15 protein-coding genes are annotated in these 19,732 nt (G+C 41.5%); all 15 read right to left on the reverse strand.

What is annotated here, in order from left to right; genetic code table 11:
- Positions 1 to 34: 34 nt before the first annotated feature.
- Positions 35 to 3,157 carry a VirD4-like conjugal transfer protein, CD1115 family gene (locus RSK81_RS07555; protein WP_315686384.1) on the reverse strand — a complete coding sequence of 1,041 codons (3,123 nt, stop codon included), beginning with the start codon at positions 3,155 to 3,157 and terminating at the stop codon, positions 35 to 37.
- Complete coding sequence (locus tag RSK81_RS07560) at positions 3,150 to 3,401, reverse strand: hypothetical protein (protein ID WP_315686385.1); 252 nt, start codon at positions 3,399 to 3,401, stop codon at positions 3,150 to 3,152. Before RSK81_RS07560 ends, RSK81_RS07555 begins: the two co-directional genes overlap by 8 nt.
- Before the next feature lie 292 nt (positions 3,402 to 3,693).
- Complete coding sequence (locus tag RSK81_RS07565) at positions 3,694 to 4,158, reverse strand: single-stranded DNA-binding protein (protein ID WP_315686386.1); 465 nt, start codon at positions 4,156 to 4,158, stop codon at positions 3,694 to 3,696.
- A gap of 15 nt (positions 4,159 to 4,173) precedes the next feature.
- On the reverse strand, positions 4,174 to 5,067 hold the full coding sequence (locus tag RSK81_RS07570) for an LPXTG cell wall anchor domain-containing protein (RefSeq protein WP_315686387.1): 894 nt from the start codon (positions 5,065 to 5,067) through the stop codon (positions 4,174 to 4,176).
- A gap of 20 nt (positions 5,068 to 5,087) precedes the next feature.
- Positions 5,088 to 6,170 (reverse strand): hypothetical protein, encoded by a 1,083-nt coding sequence (locus RSK81_RS07575; RefSeq protein ID WP_315686389.1) that lies wholly within the window; start codon positions 6,168 to 6,170, stop codon positions 5,088 to 5,090.
- A 17-nt stretch (positions 6,171 to 6,187) separates the two neighbouring features.
- On the reverse strand, positions 6,188 to 6,535 hold the full coding sequence (locus RSK81_RS07580) for a TrbC/VirB2 family protein (RefSeq protein ID WP_315686390.1): 348 nt from the start codon (positions 6,533 to 6,535) through the stop codon (positions 6,188 to 6,190).
- Positions 6,536 to 6,631: 96 nt separating this feature from the next.
- Positions 6,632 to 8,455 carry an ATP-dependent Clp protease ATP-binding subunit gene (locus RSK81_RS07585; RefSeq protein WP_315686392.1) on the reverse strand — a complete coding sequence of 608 codons (1,824 nt, stop codon included), beginning with the start codon at positions 8,453 to 8,455 and terminating at the stop codon, positions 6,632 to 6,634.
- A complete protein-coding gene (locus tag RSK81_RS07590) occupies positions 8,449 to 10,206 on the reverse strand; it encodes a type IA DNA topoisomerase (protein WP_315686394.1) in 1,758 nt (585 codons plus the stop codon). Before RSK81_RS07590 ends, RSK81_RS07585 begins: the two co-directional genes overlap by 7 nt.
- Before the next feature lie 193 nt (positions 10,207 to 10,399).
- Positions 10,400 to 14,818, reverse strand: a complete 4,419-nt coding sequence (locus tag RSK81_RS07595) for a PBECR4 domain-containing protein (protein ID WP_315686396.1) — start codon at positions 14,816 to 14,818, stop codon at positions 10,400 to 10,402.
- Between the two features lie 18 nt (positions 14,819 to 14,836).
- Positions 14,837 to 15,097, reverse strand: a complete 261-nt coding sequence (locus RSK81_RS07600) for a hypothetical protein (protein WP_315686398.1) — start codon at positions 15,095 to 15,097, stop codon at positions 14,837 to 14,839.
- A 109-nt stretch (positions 15,098 to 15,206) separates the two neighbouring features.
- Positions 15,207 to 17,573 (reverse strand): MobP2 family relaxase, encoded by a 2,367-nt coding sequence (gene mobP2 / locus RSK81_RS07605; protein ID WP_410530920.1) that lies wholly within the window; start codon positions 17,571 to 17,573, stop codon positions 15,207 to 15,209.
- A gap of 16 nt (positions 17,574 to 17,589) precedes the next feature.
- Positions 17,590 to 18,063 carry a hypothetical protein gene (locus RSK81_RS07610; RefSeq protein ID WP_315686400.1) on the reverse strand — a complete coding sequence of 158 codons (474 nt, stop codon included), beginning with the start codon at positions 18,061 to 18,063 and terminating at the stop codon, positions 17,590 to 17,592.
- Between the two features lie 23 nt (positions 18,064 to 18,086).
- Entirely contained in the window at positions 18,087 to 18,881 is a 795-nt protein-coding gene (locus tag RSK81_RS07615; protein WP_315686401.1) for a DNA/RNA non-specific endonuclease, read from the reverse strand.
- Positions 18,881 to 19,228 carry a hypothetical protein gene (locus RSK81_RS07620; RefSeq protein ID WP_053794433.1) on the reverse strand — a complete coding sequence of 116 codons (348 nt, stop codon included), beginning with the start codon at positions 19,226 to 19,228 and terminating at the stop codon, positions 18,881 to 18,883. Before RSK81_RS07620 ends, RSK81_RS07615 begins: the two co-directional genes overlap by 1 nt.
- Entirely contained in the window at positions 19,221 to 19,538 is a 318-nt protein-coding gene (locus tag RSK81_RS07625) for a hypothetical protein (protein WP_315687770.1), read from the reverse strand. The genes RSK81_RS07620 and RSK81_RS07625 overlap by 8 nt, the downstream gene beginning before the upstream one ends.
- Positions 19,539 to 19,732: the final 194 nt, after the last annotated feature.

Here is a 19,732-nt window from a genome sequence, read left to right on the forward strand (position 1 = left end):
ATATAACTTATTATACAATTCTTTGTACCTCATCTTACATCACATCATCTGCAAACAGATCCTCATATTCATCCATATCCTCATACTGATAGCCGTCATAGAGAATTTCTTCAGCTGCAGCCGCAATCATTTCAGCTGGAGAGGAGAATTGCTGGTTAGGAGACGGCTTCCCTTTTTGATAGCGAGTCGCTAATTTGGCTGTTTCCCCGCTGTTTGAGCCAATCCGATTGCTTAGTGCTCTCCGCCAGTCAATGATATTATCAAAGCTCCTCTGAGCTCCTACAGCTATTTCTTGTAGGTCAAGATTGCGGTGCGGACTTTCCACTGGAATATCCGCAAAAGTCATAGACTGGTCAAACTCTTCCTGAAGGAACATGTATCGATACGGAAGACTGGTCTTTTCGTGCAAGAAGATTGGATCTGTTGTCACTTTACGACCTGCATTATCCCGTCCTTTGACTCCACGCAGAATGACCGCTTCTCCCTCTTGGAGCTTGGCTAGCTGAGTTGGCGTCAGCAATTCCTGACGTGGATTTTCAATCGCCACATTTGGATTAGCTTCATCTAAGATATTGCTGGAGCGGCGCCGCTTGGTAATCGTGCGATAGCCAATCTCTTTACTGAAGTATTCATTGGTAGCAGGTTTGGTTGATTTGATATAAATCGTTAAAGAACAGTTCTCTTTAATCGTTGTAGCTGTTTTCTCTCCGTATTCATTATCCAGCTGTTCCAAGTTTTGGATCCATAAATAGTACAAAATATTCTGTCCCAAACAGATGGAGATTTTCTTATCCATATGGGGGATGGCTGGGTTGTTCGTGAACTCATCCAAAATATGGAGGATGCGGTTCACACATTTTCTCCCAGCTGACAAAGCCAGCTCATAATTAGCATTAAAAAGCTGGTCAAGAAAGAGTGATACGATGCCGTTATATTCAGCCCGATTAGGTGGTGTCACCAGGTAGATAATGGTTGGACTGTCAGAATAAACCAGCTCAATATCCTCTTCCTGAAGCAAGTGCCCCGCTTGTTTATCAAGAACTGCCACCTTGATTGAGTCCAAGACTGGTTTCTTGGTGTACTCATCCAGATAGATAATCTTATCTTTTTTGCGGTAGACTTTTTCAGCTGAGAAACGGTAAACCTCACGATCAAGATGATTGAAGTCAATCGTAACTAAGAACTGATCAGGCAGTTTAGGTTCAATAGCATAAGTTAAATATCCTTCCCCATCAACCATAGCCGCTGCTTCCTTCACGTACATGACCTTCCCATCCGCTGAAGAGATGGAGACCTTGGCCGTTTGATGTGCAAACTTATTAGACATTGTGCTGGCTGTGCTAGATCGAAATTTGACGGATAAGCGCCTTGGAAAACCGACAGACTCCAGGTCAATAGAATTTTTAGAAGTCAATTTGGCAATGTTGTCTTGTAAGAATAGGTTAATCCCTGACATCATGCTTGAGTAAACATTACCCTTGGTTTCTTCAGCCGCAAAATCGGACGACCTGAAGTTGAGGTCGGCCATTTCCCGAAACTTAGAGAATTGCCGTTGATTGATACTTCTCAGGTTATCGAAATAGACCGTAATTTTAGATTTTTTCTTTACAGCCTGATCTTTACCAGGGTTTTCAATGACCTCTCCCAAATCATCCACAAAGACTTCCTCAGAACCTAAGTCTGTCAGGAATTTAGCCACATTTCTGACTGTTACCGTATCCCAGGCATCAGACTCACCATTTTTAAAAGTTTCACTGGCCCGATCAATCAACGCCATTGCAATGGCATTGAAAAGAGAGATAGAGGTATCTTCCCAATATTTAGCGTTGCCATTTCCCATACCTGGTTTGGTCTTGCGGTAAATCGCTTCAGCTACTGCATTGACACGGGTTTGGGTTTTCTCATAGTAACCCTTTCTAGCAGCCGAAATCGCTAAAGCCAAGGGATTATAGGACATCGACCAATCCATATTTTGGAAGGACAAGACATTGACATTATAGCCACGGCGGCGCATCGTCTTATACGAGGACTGATAGTGCTCCCCTTTCGGATCAGCAATAATCATTGATGGCTGAATAGCAGCTCGACTGTTAATATCCATCGTAACGGCGATATGCCCTTCCCCTTTACCTGAACGAGTGATCCCAACCCCTAACATGTTCGTAGTAGCATCTTCAATGTAATAATCTCCAGATGGAGTTGCGAGCATGCCTAACACTCGCTCAGATTTAGTTAAAAGACGGCTAAACTTACGATTTTGCCAAAGCATTTGAGAACCTAGTGTGAGGCCTGTCAAGTTGTTTCTGGTTTCATGAAGAACAGGCACACCTCCTTCACCTGGAAAGGTTTGTGTCTTATTAGGAACCTTTTTATACTGTTGGTGAATTTCTTTGATCGTCGCAAAACGGTCATCTCCTTCCTCGTTGTTATTGTAACTGCGATATTGCTCGAAATTGACCCAGGCAGATTTCCAGGCAATAATCAAACCGACAATTAAAAGCGGAAAAGCAAGAATAGGCGCTAGGACAAAGACCCGTACATTCAGGAGATTTTGGATTAGGAGACTTTCTGTATCAAATTCAACCATTTGACTATTGTCTTTTAAAGTCATCACGGCAAAATAGAGATAGCGAATGGCAGCCCGTAAAACTGTCACTCCATAATTAGTAATCATAACAGCAATCAAGCTGAAACCCAGCCCCATGAGAACCAAGCTACGATAGCTATTGAAATACAAGATGGGCTTCATCTCTTTGTCAAATCGCTTTCGTTCCTGTTTGACAAAGGGCAAGCGGTAGACTATCCGAAAAAGCAGATTTCCAAAAAGTAAGAAGGCAAAAGCTGGGATGATCTCCACCAAGCGTTTCAAAAAAGCTAAGATACTGTTCAAGAATGCTTTCCAGTCAAGCTTCTCTTCCCCCGTGACAATCGCTTTAAAGTGACTCCATTTTTGGACAATGCTTATCTTGAGTAATACTCTATCCTGATACACTTCTTTGAGCCGCTTCAAACCTCTCCTGATAGATGGTCGCTGCCATTTAAACACCTGGAAAAGAAGATAGCCTAAGAAAGCTAAGATAATCAGCAAGTTGAAATAATTGACTTTGGCCAGCTGGATGATGGTGTAATAGATCACCTCCAACCAATTATTATTCATTCACTTCACCCCTTTCTATATCATGAACAATCTTTCTGTCATAGAAACTGGAATAAAGAAAGATTTTGAAACGCAGATCTGGACTGGCTTTTTGGTAGCGATATAAATAATGATGGAGCCAATCTTCTAACCCTAGCTGTATAGTTGCCAGAGGGCAAGTTCTCCCCTGCTTCAGATAATTTTCAGCCTGAAGAGAGTCAGCTATCAAATCATCTGCTATTAGTTCTGTCTGTTGTTTTGCCATAGGCAAAACTCCTTTCCTTTTGATTTACTCCTTTAGTGTAAGGGATAATGAAAAAACCTGCTCTAAAGGGACAAGTCAGAGGAAACCCCTTCCCCAAGTGAAATTTGTTGTATAACTTTTTGTATAACTTGTTATTTAATTGCTTATTCCATTGTCTGATGAGACAGCGTCTATTCTAGGGATTTTTCATGGATAATTTGTCAGCCTTCTTTCAAACAAAGTGTTAGAATAGCTTTCTCATCATACAATAAAAATAGCACCTGGCTTTTAAAGCCAAGTGCTACACTGAACTTTAGAAAGGTTCATCAGCATCTATTGGGATAGGGTAAGCTGAACTTCCTTCAGGTTCTTGATGAGTTGGAGCTGGTTCAGACTGGAAAATATTAGTTCCTGGAACTTGAGCTTGACGACGCTTGACCGCCGCATCTTTACTTTCCAAGAAGGTGATCCCGTCAAACTGTGCAGGAGCAATATACTGATAAGAGCGACGTTGACCATCTTTATTTGTATAGCTCCGCTGGACAATCTCTCCCTTCAGCAAAATAGGAGAGCCTTTAGAGAGGCTTTTTGCCATCACTTCTGCTTGTTTTCCGTACATTTGAACGTGGAAGAAGCTAGGCGTTGGCTTGCGGTTCTCATCCAAGAGACTGGAGTCACACACAAAATCAAATTTGAAGCTGACATTCTCATTAGAAGTTTTACCAACTGCATCTTGAGGAATATCAGAGACACGGCCATCAGCTATAAATGTTTGCATAAGCAATTGTCCTTTCTAGGCTTCTTTAGCCTCACGGAGTTTCTTCAAGAAGAAAGTACCTACACCCAGCAACAAGCTTCCAAGGACAGTCAATAGACTTCCTTTATCTCCTGTAGATGGAAGAGTGGTCATCTTTCCTACTTGATCTGTAACTGAAATTGTTTTATCTGAATTAACTGTAGCGCCAACTACTTCAGGAGCCACCGTTTGAGTGGAACCATCCGCAGTCGCAATCACGACTTGGCTATTTTGTGTAGAGACAATTTGATAGCCCGTGTTCGTAAAAATTGGTTCAGTCGGAGATACGTTAGAAACAACTTGACCAGTCACCTGGGAAGTTGTTCCTACCTGACTAGCTCCCACGCTGGCAGCTGTTTGAGCAGAAATAGTAGGGTCATTAGTTGGGGTATTGGTATTTGGTGTAATCGTAGCTGTACCGCCGTTAATCGTTGGAACAGTTGTTGGCTCATCCTTACTAGGAGGGGTCACAGGATCTTTTGATTTAGGATCTTCAGCAGTCTGACCTTTTCCATCAGCTGGAAGCGTTTCTGAAGAAGATGATGTTGTGTTGCCTCCTGGCTTAGTTGGTTCCTCCGTTGATGTTGGAGGGGTATTCGAGTCACTTGGTGTTACCGTACTTGGAGGGGTACTTGGCTGTGACGGTTCAGATGGTAGCTGAACTCCTGGGGTAGTCGTTCCATCGACGGGATTCGTTTGATCTGTTGAAGATGGGGTTTCTGTTGGCTGCGTCACACTCGTACCTGGTTCAGCTGAAGGGGCTGGAACTGTTACTGAAGGACTGGAAGTGTTATCTACTGGAGCGACATTCTCAGCAGCAAATACAGCACCTGCCTGACTCAAAATGATTGTAGAGATGGCTAGACTAGCTAAAAGTTGTTTCTTTTTCATAAGATATGTTCCTCTTTCATTTATTTTTTGGGCTTGAGATAATCTGTTTCTTTCGGTTCTGTTATGACCACAAAGCCGTAAGTACTAGATTTATCTTCTTTGACAGAAAAACTCAAGCGGTGATTTGAAGCTTCTTCACCTTGTTTAACAGATAAAACATAGGTTGCTTGATAGCTTTTCTTTTCAGCATCATACGTGATTTTTTCTAAGATGACAGACTGCAAAGTACCCTCTTTAGGAGTGGTGTACTTAGCATCTCCAGCATCTAGGAACGGGGCCAGAGCTTCCTTATTTCCTGAATAATAGTTTGGCAGGAAATAGCGATTGAATACATCTACCTGGTGTTCAGTAGCTACTAAGTGTTGTTCTTGCTTCAACTCCTGGTAAAGATACTGAAGCTGCTCGTTTTGTTTGGTTAGGCGGCTGATAGATAGCATTGACAAGCTCAAAGCTCCTACCGTCAACACCCCTATCACTCCCAGCAGGAAATAAACTTTTTTCAGATTTACGGGCTGAGGTGTCACCTGTTTTGAAGAAGCCATCGCTTGAGGCTCCCGTGGAGTTGTAAAATAGGAACTTTTTACAGGTTCCATCGCTTCACCTTCAGCTGGAAAGAGAGGGAGGGCCGACTCAGGAATACCTAAGCTTTGCCTATAAATAGGATACACTTGATTTTCAAAGTATTCCTTTTTATCTGAATGAGTATAATTTCTAAAAGCTTCATCTGTCATAATCGCCTGGATTAATGGGATAAGCAAATTTTGATAGGTTTTGCCAATCACAAAGGGACTGGCAAATACTTCTCCTTCGGAAACAGCTTCTTTCCCTTCCAGGTGACAAACGGCTACCTTCTGAAAAGCAAATTCTCCATAGGCTTTTTTCAGTTCCTGAAAGAGCAGCTCTGCCGTCAAAAAACTCACATAAGGAAGAGAGTCTTCAACCGAAATCTGTCCTTCTGGCAGATAGCTATTATCTAACCCTTCAATAATGCCAAGCAGCTCGTTGTCATCCTCAGGAGATTTACCTTCCTCCCAGGTAAGCTCTAAAAACAAGTCATCCGTCATCAAGCATTTTTTGTTTTTTTGAAACGGGCTAAATGCCATAGGTTCTGACTCCTTTCTTAGTTTTTCACAAAGTTAAAGCCCCACTCCACGATACTTGGGCCAGCAGCTACTGCGATAATACCAATGGCAATAGCCACCCAATGTTTTTTGATAGCAGCCTTCATTTCGCGACCGCCCAGACCATAGGCAAGCCCAGTCGCTACAATAGCCAGACCAAAGGTGATAATCCCAATTCCCTGGACCTTTGAAATTCCCTGTTGAGCGAGATTTTGAGTTTTTGCGAATGGATCATCTGCATAGACAGGAGAAGCCAACAGCCCAGTCAAGAAGAGAGATAAGGTCAGAAAAAAAGGTTTTGTTTTTTGCTTAACGGTTTGAAGAGTGTTTGTCAATTTTTGTTTCATGTGAAATCCTCCTTAAAATTATTGACATCTTTAGTGTAAGAGATAATGAAAGTTTTCGCTGTAAAGGGACAAGTCACTGTAAAAGAAGTATTTTTTTCAGCTGAAGAGAACTTCCAGGGGCTCTGTCACATCAAAATGAAGTTGGCGCTGATCGACACGGTGACTGCCATCTGGAGCCTCGCCCTCTACCCAAACATGGATATTGTAAGATTGAGTCGTTTTATTGAGGCCTAGGCTTTTAGCAGAAATAGGAGCCAAGACTTTCCGCTTAATCAAACGTTCCAGTGGACGGGCCCCATTTCTAACATCTGTTCCCACGTCAGATAAATAAGCAATCAAGCTAGAGTCATAGGATAGAGTGAGATTTTGGCGTTTCATCCGCAACGCAATCTCTGATAGATTTTTCTCCGCAATTTTTTCAATAACATCACTTTCCAGCAGATTGAAAATCAGTTTATTTTCAATACGATTTAGATATTCAGGTCGGAACTCTCTCTGGAGTACATTTTCCATACTGCGTTCAAACTGTTGGCGTTCCCGATCTGTCAGATTTTTAAAGTTGCCTTTCAGCTCCGCCTTATCAATGATTTTCTTCGCTCCAACGTTTGTCGTCATAATCACAATCGTATTTTTAAAACTCACAAGGCGGCCTGTGGCATCTGTCAGACGGCCATCATCTAAGACCTGCAAGAAGAGATCTAGCACCTCACCATCCGCCTTTTCAATTTCATCCAGCAATAGCACACAGTAAGGTTTCTGTTTGACTCCTTCAGTCAGCTGGCCCTTTGTCCTGGTTCCTCTATTACCAATCAGTTTGGCCACGTCTTCCTTTTGTTTGTATTCAGACATATCAAAGCGCAGCATGGCATCTTCATCATCAAAAAGTGCCTCCGCCACTGCTTTTGATAATTCAGTTTTTCCGACTCCTGTTGGGCCAAGAAAAAGGAAAGATGAAATTGGTTTATTTTCATCCTGAAGCCCTGCTTGAGCAATCGTAACAGCATCTACCACAGCGTCAATAGCTTCATCTTGGCCTTTGACCCGTTTCAATAGCTTTTCTTTAAAGCCAGCTAGGCGTTCATTATCACCTTTTAGAATGGTGGTAATCGGGATCCCCGTCTTATTTTTCAAGACCTGGGCAATTTCTTTTTCAGTGACCAGCTCTTTGTTTTCGGCTGAGGAAATAGTGGCAGCCTCGTCAATCAGATCAAAGGCCTTGTCAGGCAGGAAGCGGTCTGTAATATAACGAACTGAGAGCCTGACTGCCGTTTCTACGGCAGCTCGACTAATTTTGATGCGATGAAAGTCTTCATAGATTACCTTAGCTTGATCAATAATTGTGATCGCTTCAGGAATTGTCGGTTCTTCAACCATAACTTTTTGAACCCGCCGTTCCAAGGCTCGGTCTGTTTCCACGTAGTCGTGAAATTCGTCTAATGTGGTAGCCCCAATTAGCTGGAACTCCCCACGTGCTAGGGCTGGCTTGATAATATTTCCAGCGTCAAGAGACTCCCCGTTTTGGCTTCCCGCCCCAACAATGGTATGAAATTCATCAACGAAAAGAATATTTTGGCCCTTGGTAGCAATCATTTCTTGAATGATATTTTTAAATTTAGGAATAAAACCACCATCGTCATCGCTCATTAGACTGGAGAGCTCCAAAGAGCGGACTGTTAAGCCCTTCAGATCATCTGGCACCTGATCTCTTAAAATGGCTAAAGCAAGCCCTTCTACAATAGCAGTCTTCCCAACGCCCGCTTCTCCAACCAGAATTGGGTTATTTTTAGTGCGCCTGCGAAGAGAAGTAATGACGTTCTGGATTTCCTCATCTCGTCCGTAAACCTCATAATCTGCTTCTTTTTTAGCAATTTTAGCCGATAAGTTATCAGTGTATTTTTCCAAAAATGGAGTTTTCACCATGTATCAGCCCTCCCTTCTTTGGCCTGCTCAATTTGAATTGTTAATTTATCTTTAATTGCATTTACAAAATCACGGGGATTGATCGCTCCCTCGCCAATCTGGGAGAGAAAAAGTTCCCAGCCTCCTGTCGTTTCAGGATTGGAAAATTCATTATCCCATAGATAGTTAATCAGCAAGTACCCCTTATCTGTCGGAAAGAGCTGATCCGTTTTCTTATCCTTTTTCACGTAACCACGGGATTGAATTGTTTGAATAACTGCTCCACGTGTCGCTTGTGTTCCTAGACCATATTTAGGAAAGACTTGGCCAATCAGATGACTCTCCGTCAATCGTTTAGGCGGCTTTGTGACACCGTCTACAATCGTTATCTGGCAAGCTACTGAATCATCCACCCGATAATTTGGCAACTCTACATCTTTCTTGACAGGCAGATCACTCCATTCTATCCAGCCTGGATCTAAGGTTCGTTTGCCTTTTGTTTGAAAGACTTGCCCCTTATTTTCCAGCTGAACCGTTGTCGTTTGATACCGACAGTCAGCCGCAAACATCAAAATAGATCGTTTGACGACTGCCTCATAAATCAATCGTTCATCTGGAGAAAGGCTTAGGAGATTAGGGATATTCTCCGTTGGGATAAGGGCATAGTGGCTGCTTTTAGCCACTTTGGCAGGGTCTACATAAAAATCCCTAGGCTCTAAGAAAACAGGCTCAAAATGGCAATGAATAGTGTTCTGATAGCTGGATAGATACTGCCTTAAATAATTAAATTCATCTTCAGTAATAAACCGACAATCTGTCCGAGGATAGGACAAGTATTTTTTTAAGTACAGGCCTTCAACCAGCCTCTCCGTTTTCGTTGCTTCAAACTTCCAACGTCTAGCCGCATAGCTTTGTAAATCAGAAAGATTGAAGAGTGCTGGAGCAGGCTTTGCCTTCTCTTCCGCTTCAACTGAGGAAACGAAAGCTACATCAGCAAGGCTCCTGGAAAGCTCCAAAACTTCGTCGCTATTGGTGTATTTATCCTTGTTAGTAAAGATTACCTCATTTTCTTTATCTTCCAGCTGAAGCTTCCAATAGGTTTGAGAGACAAAGTTTCGGATGGCCAGATCATTCTCACAAATCAGACGAACCGCAGGGGTTTGAACACGGCCAACTGATAAACTGTTTCCCTTTGCTTTAGGGAGCATTCCCTGTTTCTGAAGGTTTAGCGTAGCCATTGGGGATAAATTCATCCCTACCAGCCAATCACTTTGTGCTCTAGCTTCAGCTTCTAAATAGAAGCTGTAGGTTTCTTGAGGATCCCTCATATTCTGAAAGGCTCGCTGTAGAGCTCTTGTTGTCATGGAATTGACCCAGAGACGCTTTTTAATTTTCGCTTTACCTTCAGGAATATGAGATAAAATGGAATAAGCTATTCTCTCCCCTTCACGGTCAGCGTCCGTCCCTATAATCACTTCATCCGCAGCCGTCACCTCTTCATAAATCCGTTTAAACATTTCTTTAGAGGTAGGGTCTTTTTTGAGATATTGCTTGAAAGAGACATCGACCAAGGGGAGCTTGGCTAAATCCCAATTATCTTTTGGAAGGCCATATTCAAACAAGTGGCCTTCAGCGGATACAATATGCACTTCACCTAGAAGAAAGGGCGTTCGTTTGATAATATGCACTTTCTTTCTTGTTGTGAAGTTTCCTAACGCCTCCGCATAATCTAAGGCTTGACTTTCTTTTTCAGCCAGAATAACTGTCAGCATCTTTTTCTCCTTCCTTTGTTTTACTTCTTTAGTGTAAGGGATAATGAAAAAGCTTGCTCTAAGAGGACAAGTCGCTGCACTCAATCTTTTCCAGCTGAGAAAGTCACCTTTTTTATTGTTCACTAAGTTATATAACTTAGTGTGTATCTTCTTGAATAAGAAAAGGCGCTCCGCATAGGAAGCACCTTGACTGTTAAGGCTTCAGCCCTTTAGTTGGGCTTTTGGGAAAATTTGGCGATTGTCCTCTGTTTTTGGGAGGTTCATAAGGTTTTGTGTGGTGTTCAATATGCTTGACCATTTTTGAGACCGTCTGATGGATCCGTTTCATGGACTCTGCCAGCTGCTTATCATCCAACTGTGTTAGATTTTTTGTCCAGCCAGCCATGTAATCGATGGCTGCCTCACTCGTATCTAATCCAAAATGCTTCGATACCAGATGACTGGTCATTTCAGCTTCTAGCTCCTTGCGAGGAGTTGACACATCTTCCTTGTAATAAGCGGTAAATTTGGGATTATGGAGAGTAGCATGCGCCAACTCATGAATAGTTGTCGCAATTTGTTCTCCTGGTAAATTGTTAGGGTTCAGAAGAATTTTTTGTTGTCCTGGATAAAAGGCACCTTTAGCATTGCCTAGCTCATGAACCTCATCCCGTAACAGATGAACTCCTAAAGTCCCTGCATAATCACATAGACCATCTAATACCTCTTTCGTTTTTACCTGATCAGTATCAAACTGGTATTGACGGTTTGGCATAGCCTTTGGATAGCTCTCTGGTTTCAAGGTTGTTTGAGAAAGTTCAAACACCTTGTAAGTGGTGAACTTAGGCAGCCCTGTCTCTTGGTCTCTCTCCTGGAATTGAACCACCCTCAGTTTTCTTTCTTTTAGCAAAGCTTTCTCTTGTGGTGTCGCTTCTGAAATCTTCTTGAATTTCGGATTGCCTTTACTGTTCTTAACCTGGTTTCCCTGGTCATCCAGGACGGGGATCATTCTTGCCATGAGAGGACGGAACAGAGTAATCTGTGCCTTTTCACCTGATTTCACAGACAAGCCCTGGTGAACAACTTCTTTAGTCTCACCTGTCAGCTGATTGGTGTAGGTGTTTCTAGTCTCAATGACATCTTCAGGTCTAAGTTCAAGCCTTTTTCCTAGCGCCTGCCACTGATTATAAGTCGCCACTGCATTGGCTCCTTTCCATTGGTCTTGTATTAGCGCAACGTTTCTTGGAGAGAGTTGAGGAAATTTACTCATAAAATCCATATACTCAGCCAAGGCTTCAGGAGAACGGGTAAACTCCCTAATCTTTTGAAAGGCAATCTCACTCAGTTCATGAGGTGTGACCTGACTGTAATCAATTTTTCCTGGAGGCTCTTTAGCTGGAGCCGCTTCTTCAGCAGCTTTCTGATTATCTGCTACAATTTCATTCACCCGTTGTTCCAGCTGGCCCTTTGTTTCCTGCATAGGAGAGCGAAAATCTCTTTCTTCAGCAGAGGAGACTATCAGATCTGTTTCTGGAGCAGTGAGTGAATTTTGAGGATTGTCAGCCTCTTGAGAAATTTCTTGATTAAGGGCCTGATTTTCCAGCTGAGAAAGGACATTCTCATCAATCGCTGCCAGTTCTGCTTGTCCTTCTAATCGACGATACCCTAAGCCTAGAAGGCGAGAAACAGGCTCTGTTTCATCTCCAATATCATATCGTACACCTTCTTTAATTAGCTGACCGCCTGGAGCGTAAATATCAAACTTAATCTTAGTAAACGGCAGATAGGCTGCAGAATTGCCTGCGATTGTCTGTTCAATACTTTCATGATGAGTCTGATAAAATTCTTGATTAACCTTGTAAAGCTCTTTTACAAAGTCTTCATAAGAAACGATACTCTGTTCTTCAAATGGCAGCCGTGGACTATTTGGCCACTCTTCTGACCTCTCTAAGCGGATATGATAATTTTTATAAACCTGATTTTCTTCAGCTGGAGAAGGTGACGGGTTGTTGTCTTGACCTAGACTATCTGGAGATGTCAGTTGATTCTTGAGACTATCCAGCATTTCCTCTCCGCCATCAGAGACAAAATTTTCATTGATTGATAACTGTTCAAGCTGGCCATCACGTTCACGGTAAACACCAAGGATAGGGGTTTTATCCACCGCCTCAAGTTCCCTGGTTAGTTTCGTCCTAGACTGAAAAACTGAGATTGGGATAAAGTTTTCGTCCTCTAGCTCTTTAAACAGCAAAATAATGTCTTTATCATCTGATTTTATGAGACTGTCAAAGCGGCCATTATAACGCCGAATATCCGTCAAATCGTCAAAATAGAAGGAGGTACTTTCTGTTGCGACTGAAAGATCTGACAGCACATTGAGTTTATCAAAAGCAGCATCATTATTGGCCAAAAAGATATTATCAAAGTGTCCGTTTCCTTCTGCAAAGTCATGCAAAGTTTTTTCAGGAGTCTGACCTTCAGCAATCGGTTTGATCCCCGTCAGGTGCATGAAGTGTTGTTCTTCAAAATGCACCTGAACAGTCTTATCAGGAGTTACATAATAAATCTTGGAATTAGCTAGTTCATCCAAATAATACTGTGCTGCATTTTGAATAGTTTGACGGCGGATAGTGCGATTTAACTTAGCTAAATCACTAGGAGTAACCGCATGATAACGGCCGTCATTACTTGACTGAAACTCTTCATTTATGGTAAAATATAGTAAATGAGAGGATAACGTAGGACGACTGGTAACAGAGCGTTCAAAGGTACCAACTTCTGGTGCGGGTGTGGGACTGCCTTCAGCCTTGGGCTGTAAAGACCCCTGACTACCATTGGTCCTCTCATTTTTTTGATGCTCTGAAAGTCTATCCGTCTCTTGATGATGTTCAGGAGACTTTTCTATACTAGTAGTTGCTTCTTCTGAAACCTCAGGCATAATGATAACCGCATCCTCTCTTAACTGCTGGAGAATAGTTTCATAAGTCTCTTGTGAAATCTCAACCGTTCCTGTTTTACCATTAAGGTACTCCATCAAATGATAAGACACAAGTTGAAAATCGTAGTCATTATTGTAGGTCTCAATCTCATTCGCTGGATAACTAAGAATCTTCCATGTATCTTGTCCTAAGTTACCTAATGGATCACTATAAGATTGTCCCCAATTCTCAGCTGTCAAACTGTTTAATCTGCGATTGAGATTATAAGCACTGATCGCCACTTCTTCTGAAAAAACTGTTGAAGTATTGGAACGACCTAATTCTCTTTGATTGCCTTTTAAAAGTTCGTACATCTGATTTTGTTCAGGTGTACCTTTTTCTTTAAAACGCTCAATATTGGTATCATTGATTGATTCAAAGAATAGACGGTGTTCTTTTAATTTTTCTAATGCTTCTGGCTTCAGCTGCTGCATCGGATGGCTCCAGCCTGTATAGTTGACTAAAGTATAGAAATAAGCTTCATCTGAAAGAGTAACACTTAGGACACCAGCTTGAATTTGGCTTTGAACGGCTTGTGTTAAATTCTTTAGACTTGATTTAAAAGTATCATAAGATACTTCTGTATGGTAATCATGATCTGCTTCTTCTCCATACCGATATTGTAAGGTATCGTTCCAGTCAGCTTTATCTTGTCCTGACCTCAGTTCAGGCAAATCTACCGTAACAGCTGCTCCTTTATCTTTCAGTTCCTCAATGAATGTTCTTCCTGCGGTGTCATTATCCACCGCAAGAGTAATCATATCAGAATGTTTCCCATCTGCAAAATACTGACTGTCAATCGCTGTTTGGAGCCCCTTAGCTAGCTGTTCAGGCGTCCAATTTAGCGGACGGCCTGATAATTCTGATTGAAGCTGGGCCAGATGACGGCCAATTGTAGCTTCTTTAAGACCATCCATAGATACAAGCCGAACATCTTGTAAAGTATCCTTATTGATCTCATAATAAGACATTAAATCAATTGAGCTTTCAGTGAAGATGAGCCGATTAGGCTTTCCAATATCCACGTGCAAGCCATCCATTCCATCAGAATTTCTTATAATATTTTTGGCATAGCCACGGCCCGGCCATTTATCCCGATTTTCTTCAATGCCTTGTAGGGTAGCTCCTGTAATTTCACCTGAAGAAGTCAAGGTTTTAAAAACAACCACAGGCTCCACGCTGTTATTCAGCATCGCATTAGCCTGTGCTAGAACACCTTTTTCTAAAAAGAAGTCAATCGTTTCATCAGAGAGACCACGATTTACTTTTAAATAATTTCTGGCTTCTACAAAGTCCTGCTCATACGGTTGAAGATGATAACGAAATGGCTCTTTTTCCCTCTCGACAGCAGTAAACTCTTTGAAGGTACCATCATTGAGATAGTCAATTGCTTGATTGAAATTGATCTCTCTAATAGTTTCTACAAGAGCAATCACATCCCCGCCTTGATGGCGGGAAAACCAATTCCACTTGTTCTTATCAGGTGAAATTACCAGAGAGTCGTGTTCTTTCCAGCGATAGTCTTTCCCATCTCGTACCAATTCCATATTCAATTCATTGGCGACATCCAGAATATCTCTGGAACGGGCAATTTCTACTCTTTCTCGACGGCTGCGGCCACGGTTTCCTTGAGGTTGATTTGTTTCTTCTGGCATAATAGCTCCTTTCTTGTATTAAAAAGGTTCACAGATCGGCTGGAAAGGTTCTTCTTCGGCTTCTAAAAACAGTTCTTTTGGCAGCTGAACCAGCTCCCCTACTGCAAGTTCTTCAAAATCCTTTGGATTGGCCTGGTAATCAATCGTCATTTCAAGATCGGCATTTTTGCTTTGACCCTCAAAAAGGACTCGGTGAGTCTCACTATCCAGCGCTTTGACAAGCCAATCAGCTTCAAAGTCAAAGTCTTCTATTGTCACACTTGGAAAACATAGCTTCATGATGTTTTCTCCTTTCTTTTGTTTTATTCTTCTAGTCTAAGGGATAATGAAAAAACTTGCTCTAACAGGACAAGTCAACATAAAAAAAGCCATTGGTTGCCAATGGCTTTTAACGACGATTTTCACGGCGTTCTTCCTGTTCTTCTCGCTCATCACTCCTAGCTCTTTCCATAAGGGCTTTTTGACTGCTCCTTTGAGCTTGATTTAGAGAAGCTGTCAGATTTCTCATAAAGCTAGTATCAACCTTCAGGCTGCCCTGTGTTTGTTGGATGGTGCTGCGTCTGTTTTGTTTTTGAGACTGGATCTGTTTTTGTACCGTCTGAAGAAGAGCTTCTTTTTGTCCCTCTTCTTCAGGTCGTAATTTACCATACAATTCTTTCAGTTTGGAAAACTCCTTTGCATTGAATTGTTTATAGGCTTTGATTTGAGCTTCATCCGTGGTTTGGGCTATCTTCTGATTGGTTTTATAAATCCCATGTTTCACCTGGAAAATGGAGATTTGTGTCTCCAACTCTTCCTTGTAATCCTGCTTGGAAATAGGATAACCTTTCAGCAACATTAGGATCCCCTCGTCCTGGAGTGGTTTCAACGATTCCAGCTCTGATTGTAGGTGTCGGATAGGAAGTTGGATAGTGCCCCTATCTGCTTTAGAAATAGGGAGATTGATGCTCTCTACAAACTGACGGCTCAGTGATTGTTTTAATTCCAATTCAGACTTAGACAAGCGATAGTTTGGTGTCAGCTGTAGTTCAACTAGCTTAAGTTCTGTAGCCAGCCTTTCTTGTTTTAACTTGAGAAACGGCTGGTCAGACCGTAAAGGCTGCACCTGGTGAAGCAATTTTTGACTGACTAGCAAGGCCTTTTGACGCTCTTCTAACTTACTTAATTTTAGAGCATAGCGAAAAGTTCCTAGCTCCTGCCTTTCTTTCTCCGTCTGATTTTCTTTCTTCTTGGCCGCATCAACAAGCTCCTGTAGTTCAGCTGAAGAAAAGAGAGACAATTCTTTCAAAGACAGCCTTTTAGTCAGGATATTTTCTTCCATCTGTTTGATGTCGTAAACATAACTCGTCTCAAAACTCATTTCTCCGATCCCGTTTCCGTTTTTATCATACTGTTCATAAACGGGCTTTATAATTTCAATCGGCTGCATCCCTTCCTTGGGACTGTAGCCTTTTTTCTCCCAGTCAGCTAAGGACTTTAAGTAGCTGGCTTCTGGAAACTGCTGGAGAATTCGATTTTGGTTGCCTTTGGAAAAATCTGGCAAATTTTTTTCCAGCTGAACGTCTTCAATCTGCAGGGCCACTTCTTTAAAAGAGCGTAGAATACGATTTCCTAGCCGTTCTCTTAATTCCAGTTCCCGTCGATGAAACATACCTTCTAAGTCATAGCCTTTGGCCTGCTTTTCTGATCGCACCGTTTGGCCATTTACCTTTCGGACACGTTCATACGTTTGTTTTTTTCCAGCTGAATAAGCACTATCATAAAGCCCCAAGAAGTTTCTGGTCTCTTCTACAAACTTCTGGTAAAGCTCTTTCCCTTCATTCTGCAAGTAAGAGTCAATATATTTATCCAGGAAAAATTTACTGACCGCAAAATCTTTAGCATTCGAGCCATAGCGCCAATTTTTTTGGAGCGGCAAATGATTATATGCCTGCTCCAGAAAATTTTTCTCAGCTGAAGAAGTTACCTGTTGATTATGAAAAACTTGGTCAACTAGATTGGCTTTTAGGTTCGCTAAAATCTGTTCTTTTCGGATGATACGGTTACGGGTCTGATCATTGAGCAACCCATGAAACACATCACTTTTCAGTTTTGAAATAGTCTTCTGCGAAAAGTTGCCTTTGTATTCCATCCGCCCTCTTGGTTGATAAAAGATTTTTTCACGGGCACTTTGAAGTTCAGACAAGCCAAAATGAACGTGAATATTCTCCGTATTCAAGTGAATGTTGGCCCACCAAAATGAAGAGTCTGACAAACCTTCTTTAGCAATCACTTTCGGCAAAGCATCTCTGATCACTGTTTTGATAGCTTGCTGGTCAACCTGCCCCGTCTCAATATCGTATAGGCCTTGTTGGGCCAAAAAGGCATTATCAAAAGAGATTACTCCCTGCCAAAGAAGGGAGCCGTTTTGATAAGCCGTTTCAAGATTTTCCTTTAGCTCATTGACCTTGCTTCTTTGAAGATAATTCGCATCTGCTGTAAAGATAGCAGTGAGCTCCTCTGTTTGATTTTCCGTCGCATAAGAACGATTCATATAACTCAGGTAGTCTCTAAAATTGAGATTGAGTTCAGGAACTGATGCCTGCATAGCCAAAACTTGTTCTTCAGTCAATCCTTCAATTTCTTGACGATGGGTTTCAAGTGCTAATTCTTGATCCTGTTTGACTGCTTCAGAACGGTTTGTGTAATCTACAAAACCACTATTGGCCTCCGTGTACTGCAACATAAATGTCACGGCTGGACTATTCATTTCCATAGGCATTTATAGCTCCTTAATGAGAATGTTTAATCGTTTGGCCCCTGGCCACATCTTCTTGAATGACATCATCAATTCTTGCCATTAGTTCATGCTGGTTAGGATCCATGCGTGAGTGAATAGACTCTAAATCTTGCACATCAAAATCTTGACCTTTCGTAACGGCATGAAAATTAGTCAGTTCCAAATACTGCAATCTATTGAGCTGATTTTTAACCACTTTCAAATCCTGCTCTATATTTTCCAGCTGGTTATTTTTGACCCCTTGAAGCTCAGCTAATCGTTGGATATAAGGTTGAGGACGGTCAATATCTAGGAACAGTTTATAGAAAGCATCCAAGGCTAATTGAATTGTTTCTGACTTATTCAATTCTGGCCCTTGTGGTGATCCCTGATCTTGTAAATAATCAATAATGGCTGTAAATTTTTCAGCGCCTTCATCTCCTAAGTAAAGGCTGAAACGACGGGTATTTGATTTTTTTCTTGGCATGAGTGTCTCCTTTTTTTGGTTCATCAAAGGGCAACTTTTTGAGAGTCCCCAGTTAAATAATTAATTTCATATCCTGGTTGGATATTGAAAATATACACGTCAAAAGAGATGGTATCATCTTCTACACTTTGGGCCTCCAGACGGATGCCCCGACACACCAATTCCACATTTTTGAAAATTGGTGTGACCCTGTAGCGGACATGATGATTTGTTTCTTTGATATAGTTTGAGATAAAATTTTCATAGTAAAGCATAGAAGATTTTTCATCTTCAAAATTTGCATTCAGGGCTCGTGTCCCTGTGAATAGATTTTGCGGATTATCATTTTCACCACTCAACTGAAAAGCAATTAAGTGGGAACGATTGTAGAGGTAATCCGACTGACCGTTAAAATCAATCTTCTTGTTTTTCCAACCAGTCGGTGTGACGGTTGAAATATCTTCTCGCTCTTTTTTAGGCAGTAGGTCTTGACCTAACATGGCTTCAGCCACTCCTACACGATTGAGCAGGTCAAGACTGGAAAATTTTTTCCAGGTGCCTTTTTCCAAATTCAATTCTTCACTCGTAAATTGAGCTTTAGAATGAACTTCAATGACTTGATTTTTTCCATCATAGATTTGTGATTTCAGTTCACTATTTTTAGAATGATAGGTGGATGAAATATCAGAATTTTTTTCTCCAGGTGAACCAGTAATATTGAGCTGACTTTTCAAATCATTTTGTGTAAAAATTGAGACGACCGCTTGAAAATTTTGAGGCTGTACCAGAAGGATGGCTAAAAAGATTATAGCGACAAAAACAAATTTATTTTTCTTCATCAATAATCACCTGCCTGTCGTTCAGAAGTCACTGCTTTTTCGTCATTCATAAATCCAAGCCAATCAATCGTCAGCTGTTCTACCAGTTCTTGTTTTGCACCATATCCTGATAATTTGATTTCATTCTTCAACAGCAACTCTAAAATCTGGCTCTGTTGTTTTTTAATTTCAGCCAAGGTTTCAGCAAAACGATTTTCATATAAATCTAGTCCATCGTTCATTACGACAGACTCACATTGTGAGAGCATAAATTCATTGAATGATGAATACTGATATTTGTTCGCTATGGTGTGCAGCTGCTCAAACGTATGATCTGGAATATTTCTGATTTTGATTTCCTTAGTCATCTCTTTCCACCTCCCCCTCGTATTCCAACCAGCGGGAAATGTGATTAGCGTATCGGGCCATTTTCGTTTCAAAATCTTGTAAAATGTCGGACTGTTTTTCTGTCAAAAACAAAACGTGGTCAGACGTCAGTTTGATATTTTCAAGATGGGAGACGTACAAATCTTCTGCCCGATTGAATTTTCCTTTTTCAATTTTTTCACGGCACATCCCCAGCAAAAATTCATTAAATGATTTTGCCTTGGTATCTTTTGCAAGAGCTTTTAAATAATTCACCTCTTGGTGTGAAAGTCCTCGGATTTTGATTTCAATAGTTTGATTTTTGGTCGGCAATTCATCTCTCCTTTCTTCAAAAAATGAGCGCCCTTCTTTTTTCTTTTTACGAGGAAAAAGCAAAAAGAAGCAAAAAAGAAAACCCGAACCTCGCAACGTCACGAACCGAAACGGTTCTACTTTTGCGGTTTTTCAGCACACCAGCGCCCACCTGCAAGGCTAAAGCCTTTTAG

It is taken from the genome of Streptococcus sp. DTU_2020_1000888_1_SI_GRL_NUU_041A, assembly GCF_032387735.1.
In the GTDB taxonomy this organism is placed as follows: domain Bacteria; phylum Bacillota; class Bacilli; order Lactobacillales; family Streptococcaceae; genus Streptococcus; species Streptococcus sanguinis.

Excerpts from the sequence above, each read along its gene's own strand:
- RSK81_RS07555 (WP_315686384.1), bottom strand. The coding sequence starts at position 3,157 with ATGAATAATAATTGGTTGGAGGTGATCTATTACACCATCATCCAGCTG.
- RSK81_RS07560 (WP_315686385.1), bottom strand. The coding sequence starts at position 3,401 with ATGGCAAAACAACAGACAGAACTAATAGCAGATGATTTGATAGCTGAC.
- RSK81_RS07565 (WP_315686386.1), bottom strand. The coding sequence starts at position 4,158 with ATGCAAACATTTATAGCTGATGGCCGTGTCTCTGATATTCCTCAAGAT.
- RSK81_RS07570 (WP_315686387.1), bottom strand. The coding sequence starts at position 5,067 with ATGAAAAAGAAACAACTTTTAGCTAGTCTAGCCATCTCTACAATCATT.
- RSK81_RS07575 (WP_315686389.1), bottom strand. The coding sequence starts at position 6,170 with ATGGCATTTAGCCCGTTTCAAAAAAACAAAAAATGCTTGATGACGGAT.
- RSK81_RS07580 (WP_315686390.1), bottom strand. The coding sequence starts at position 6,535 with ATGAAACAAAAATTGACAAACACTCTTCAAACCGTTAAGCAAAAAACA.
- RSK81_RS07585 (WP_315686392.1), bottom strand. The coding sequence starts at position 8,455 with ATGGTGAAAACTCCATTTTTGGAAAAATACACTGATAACTTATCGGCT.
- RSK81_RS07590 (WP_315686394.1), bottom strand. The coding sequence starts at position 10,206 with ATGCTGACAGTTATTCTGGCTGAAAAAGAAAGTCAAGCCTTAGATTAT.
- RSK81_RS07595 (WP_315686396.1), bottom strand. The coding sequence starts at position 14,818 with ATGCCAGAAGAAACAAATCAACCTCAAGGAAACCGTGGCCGCAGCCGT.
- RSK81_RS07600 (WP_315686398.1), bottom strand. The coding sequence starts at position 15,097 with ATGAAGCTATGTTTTCCAAGTGTGACAATAGAAGACTTTGACTTTGAA.
- mobP2 (WP_410530920.1), bottom strand. The coding sequence starts at position 17,573 with ATGGAAATGAATAGTCCAGCCGTGACATTTATGTTGCAGTACACGGAG.
- RSK81_RS07610 (WP_315686400.1), bottom strand. The coding sequence starts at position 18,063 with ATGCCAAGAAAAAAATCAAATACCCGTCGTTTCAGCCTTTACTTAGGA.
- RSK81_RS07615 (WP_315686401.1), bottom strand. The coding sequence starts at position 18,881 with ATGAAGAAAAATAAATTTGTTTTTGTCGCTATAATCTTTTTAGCCATC.
- RSK81_RS07620 (WP_053794433.1), bottom strand. The coding sequence starts at position 19,228 with ATGACTAAGGAAATCAAAATCAGAAATATTCCAGATCATACGTTTGAG.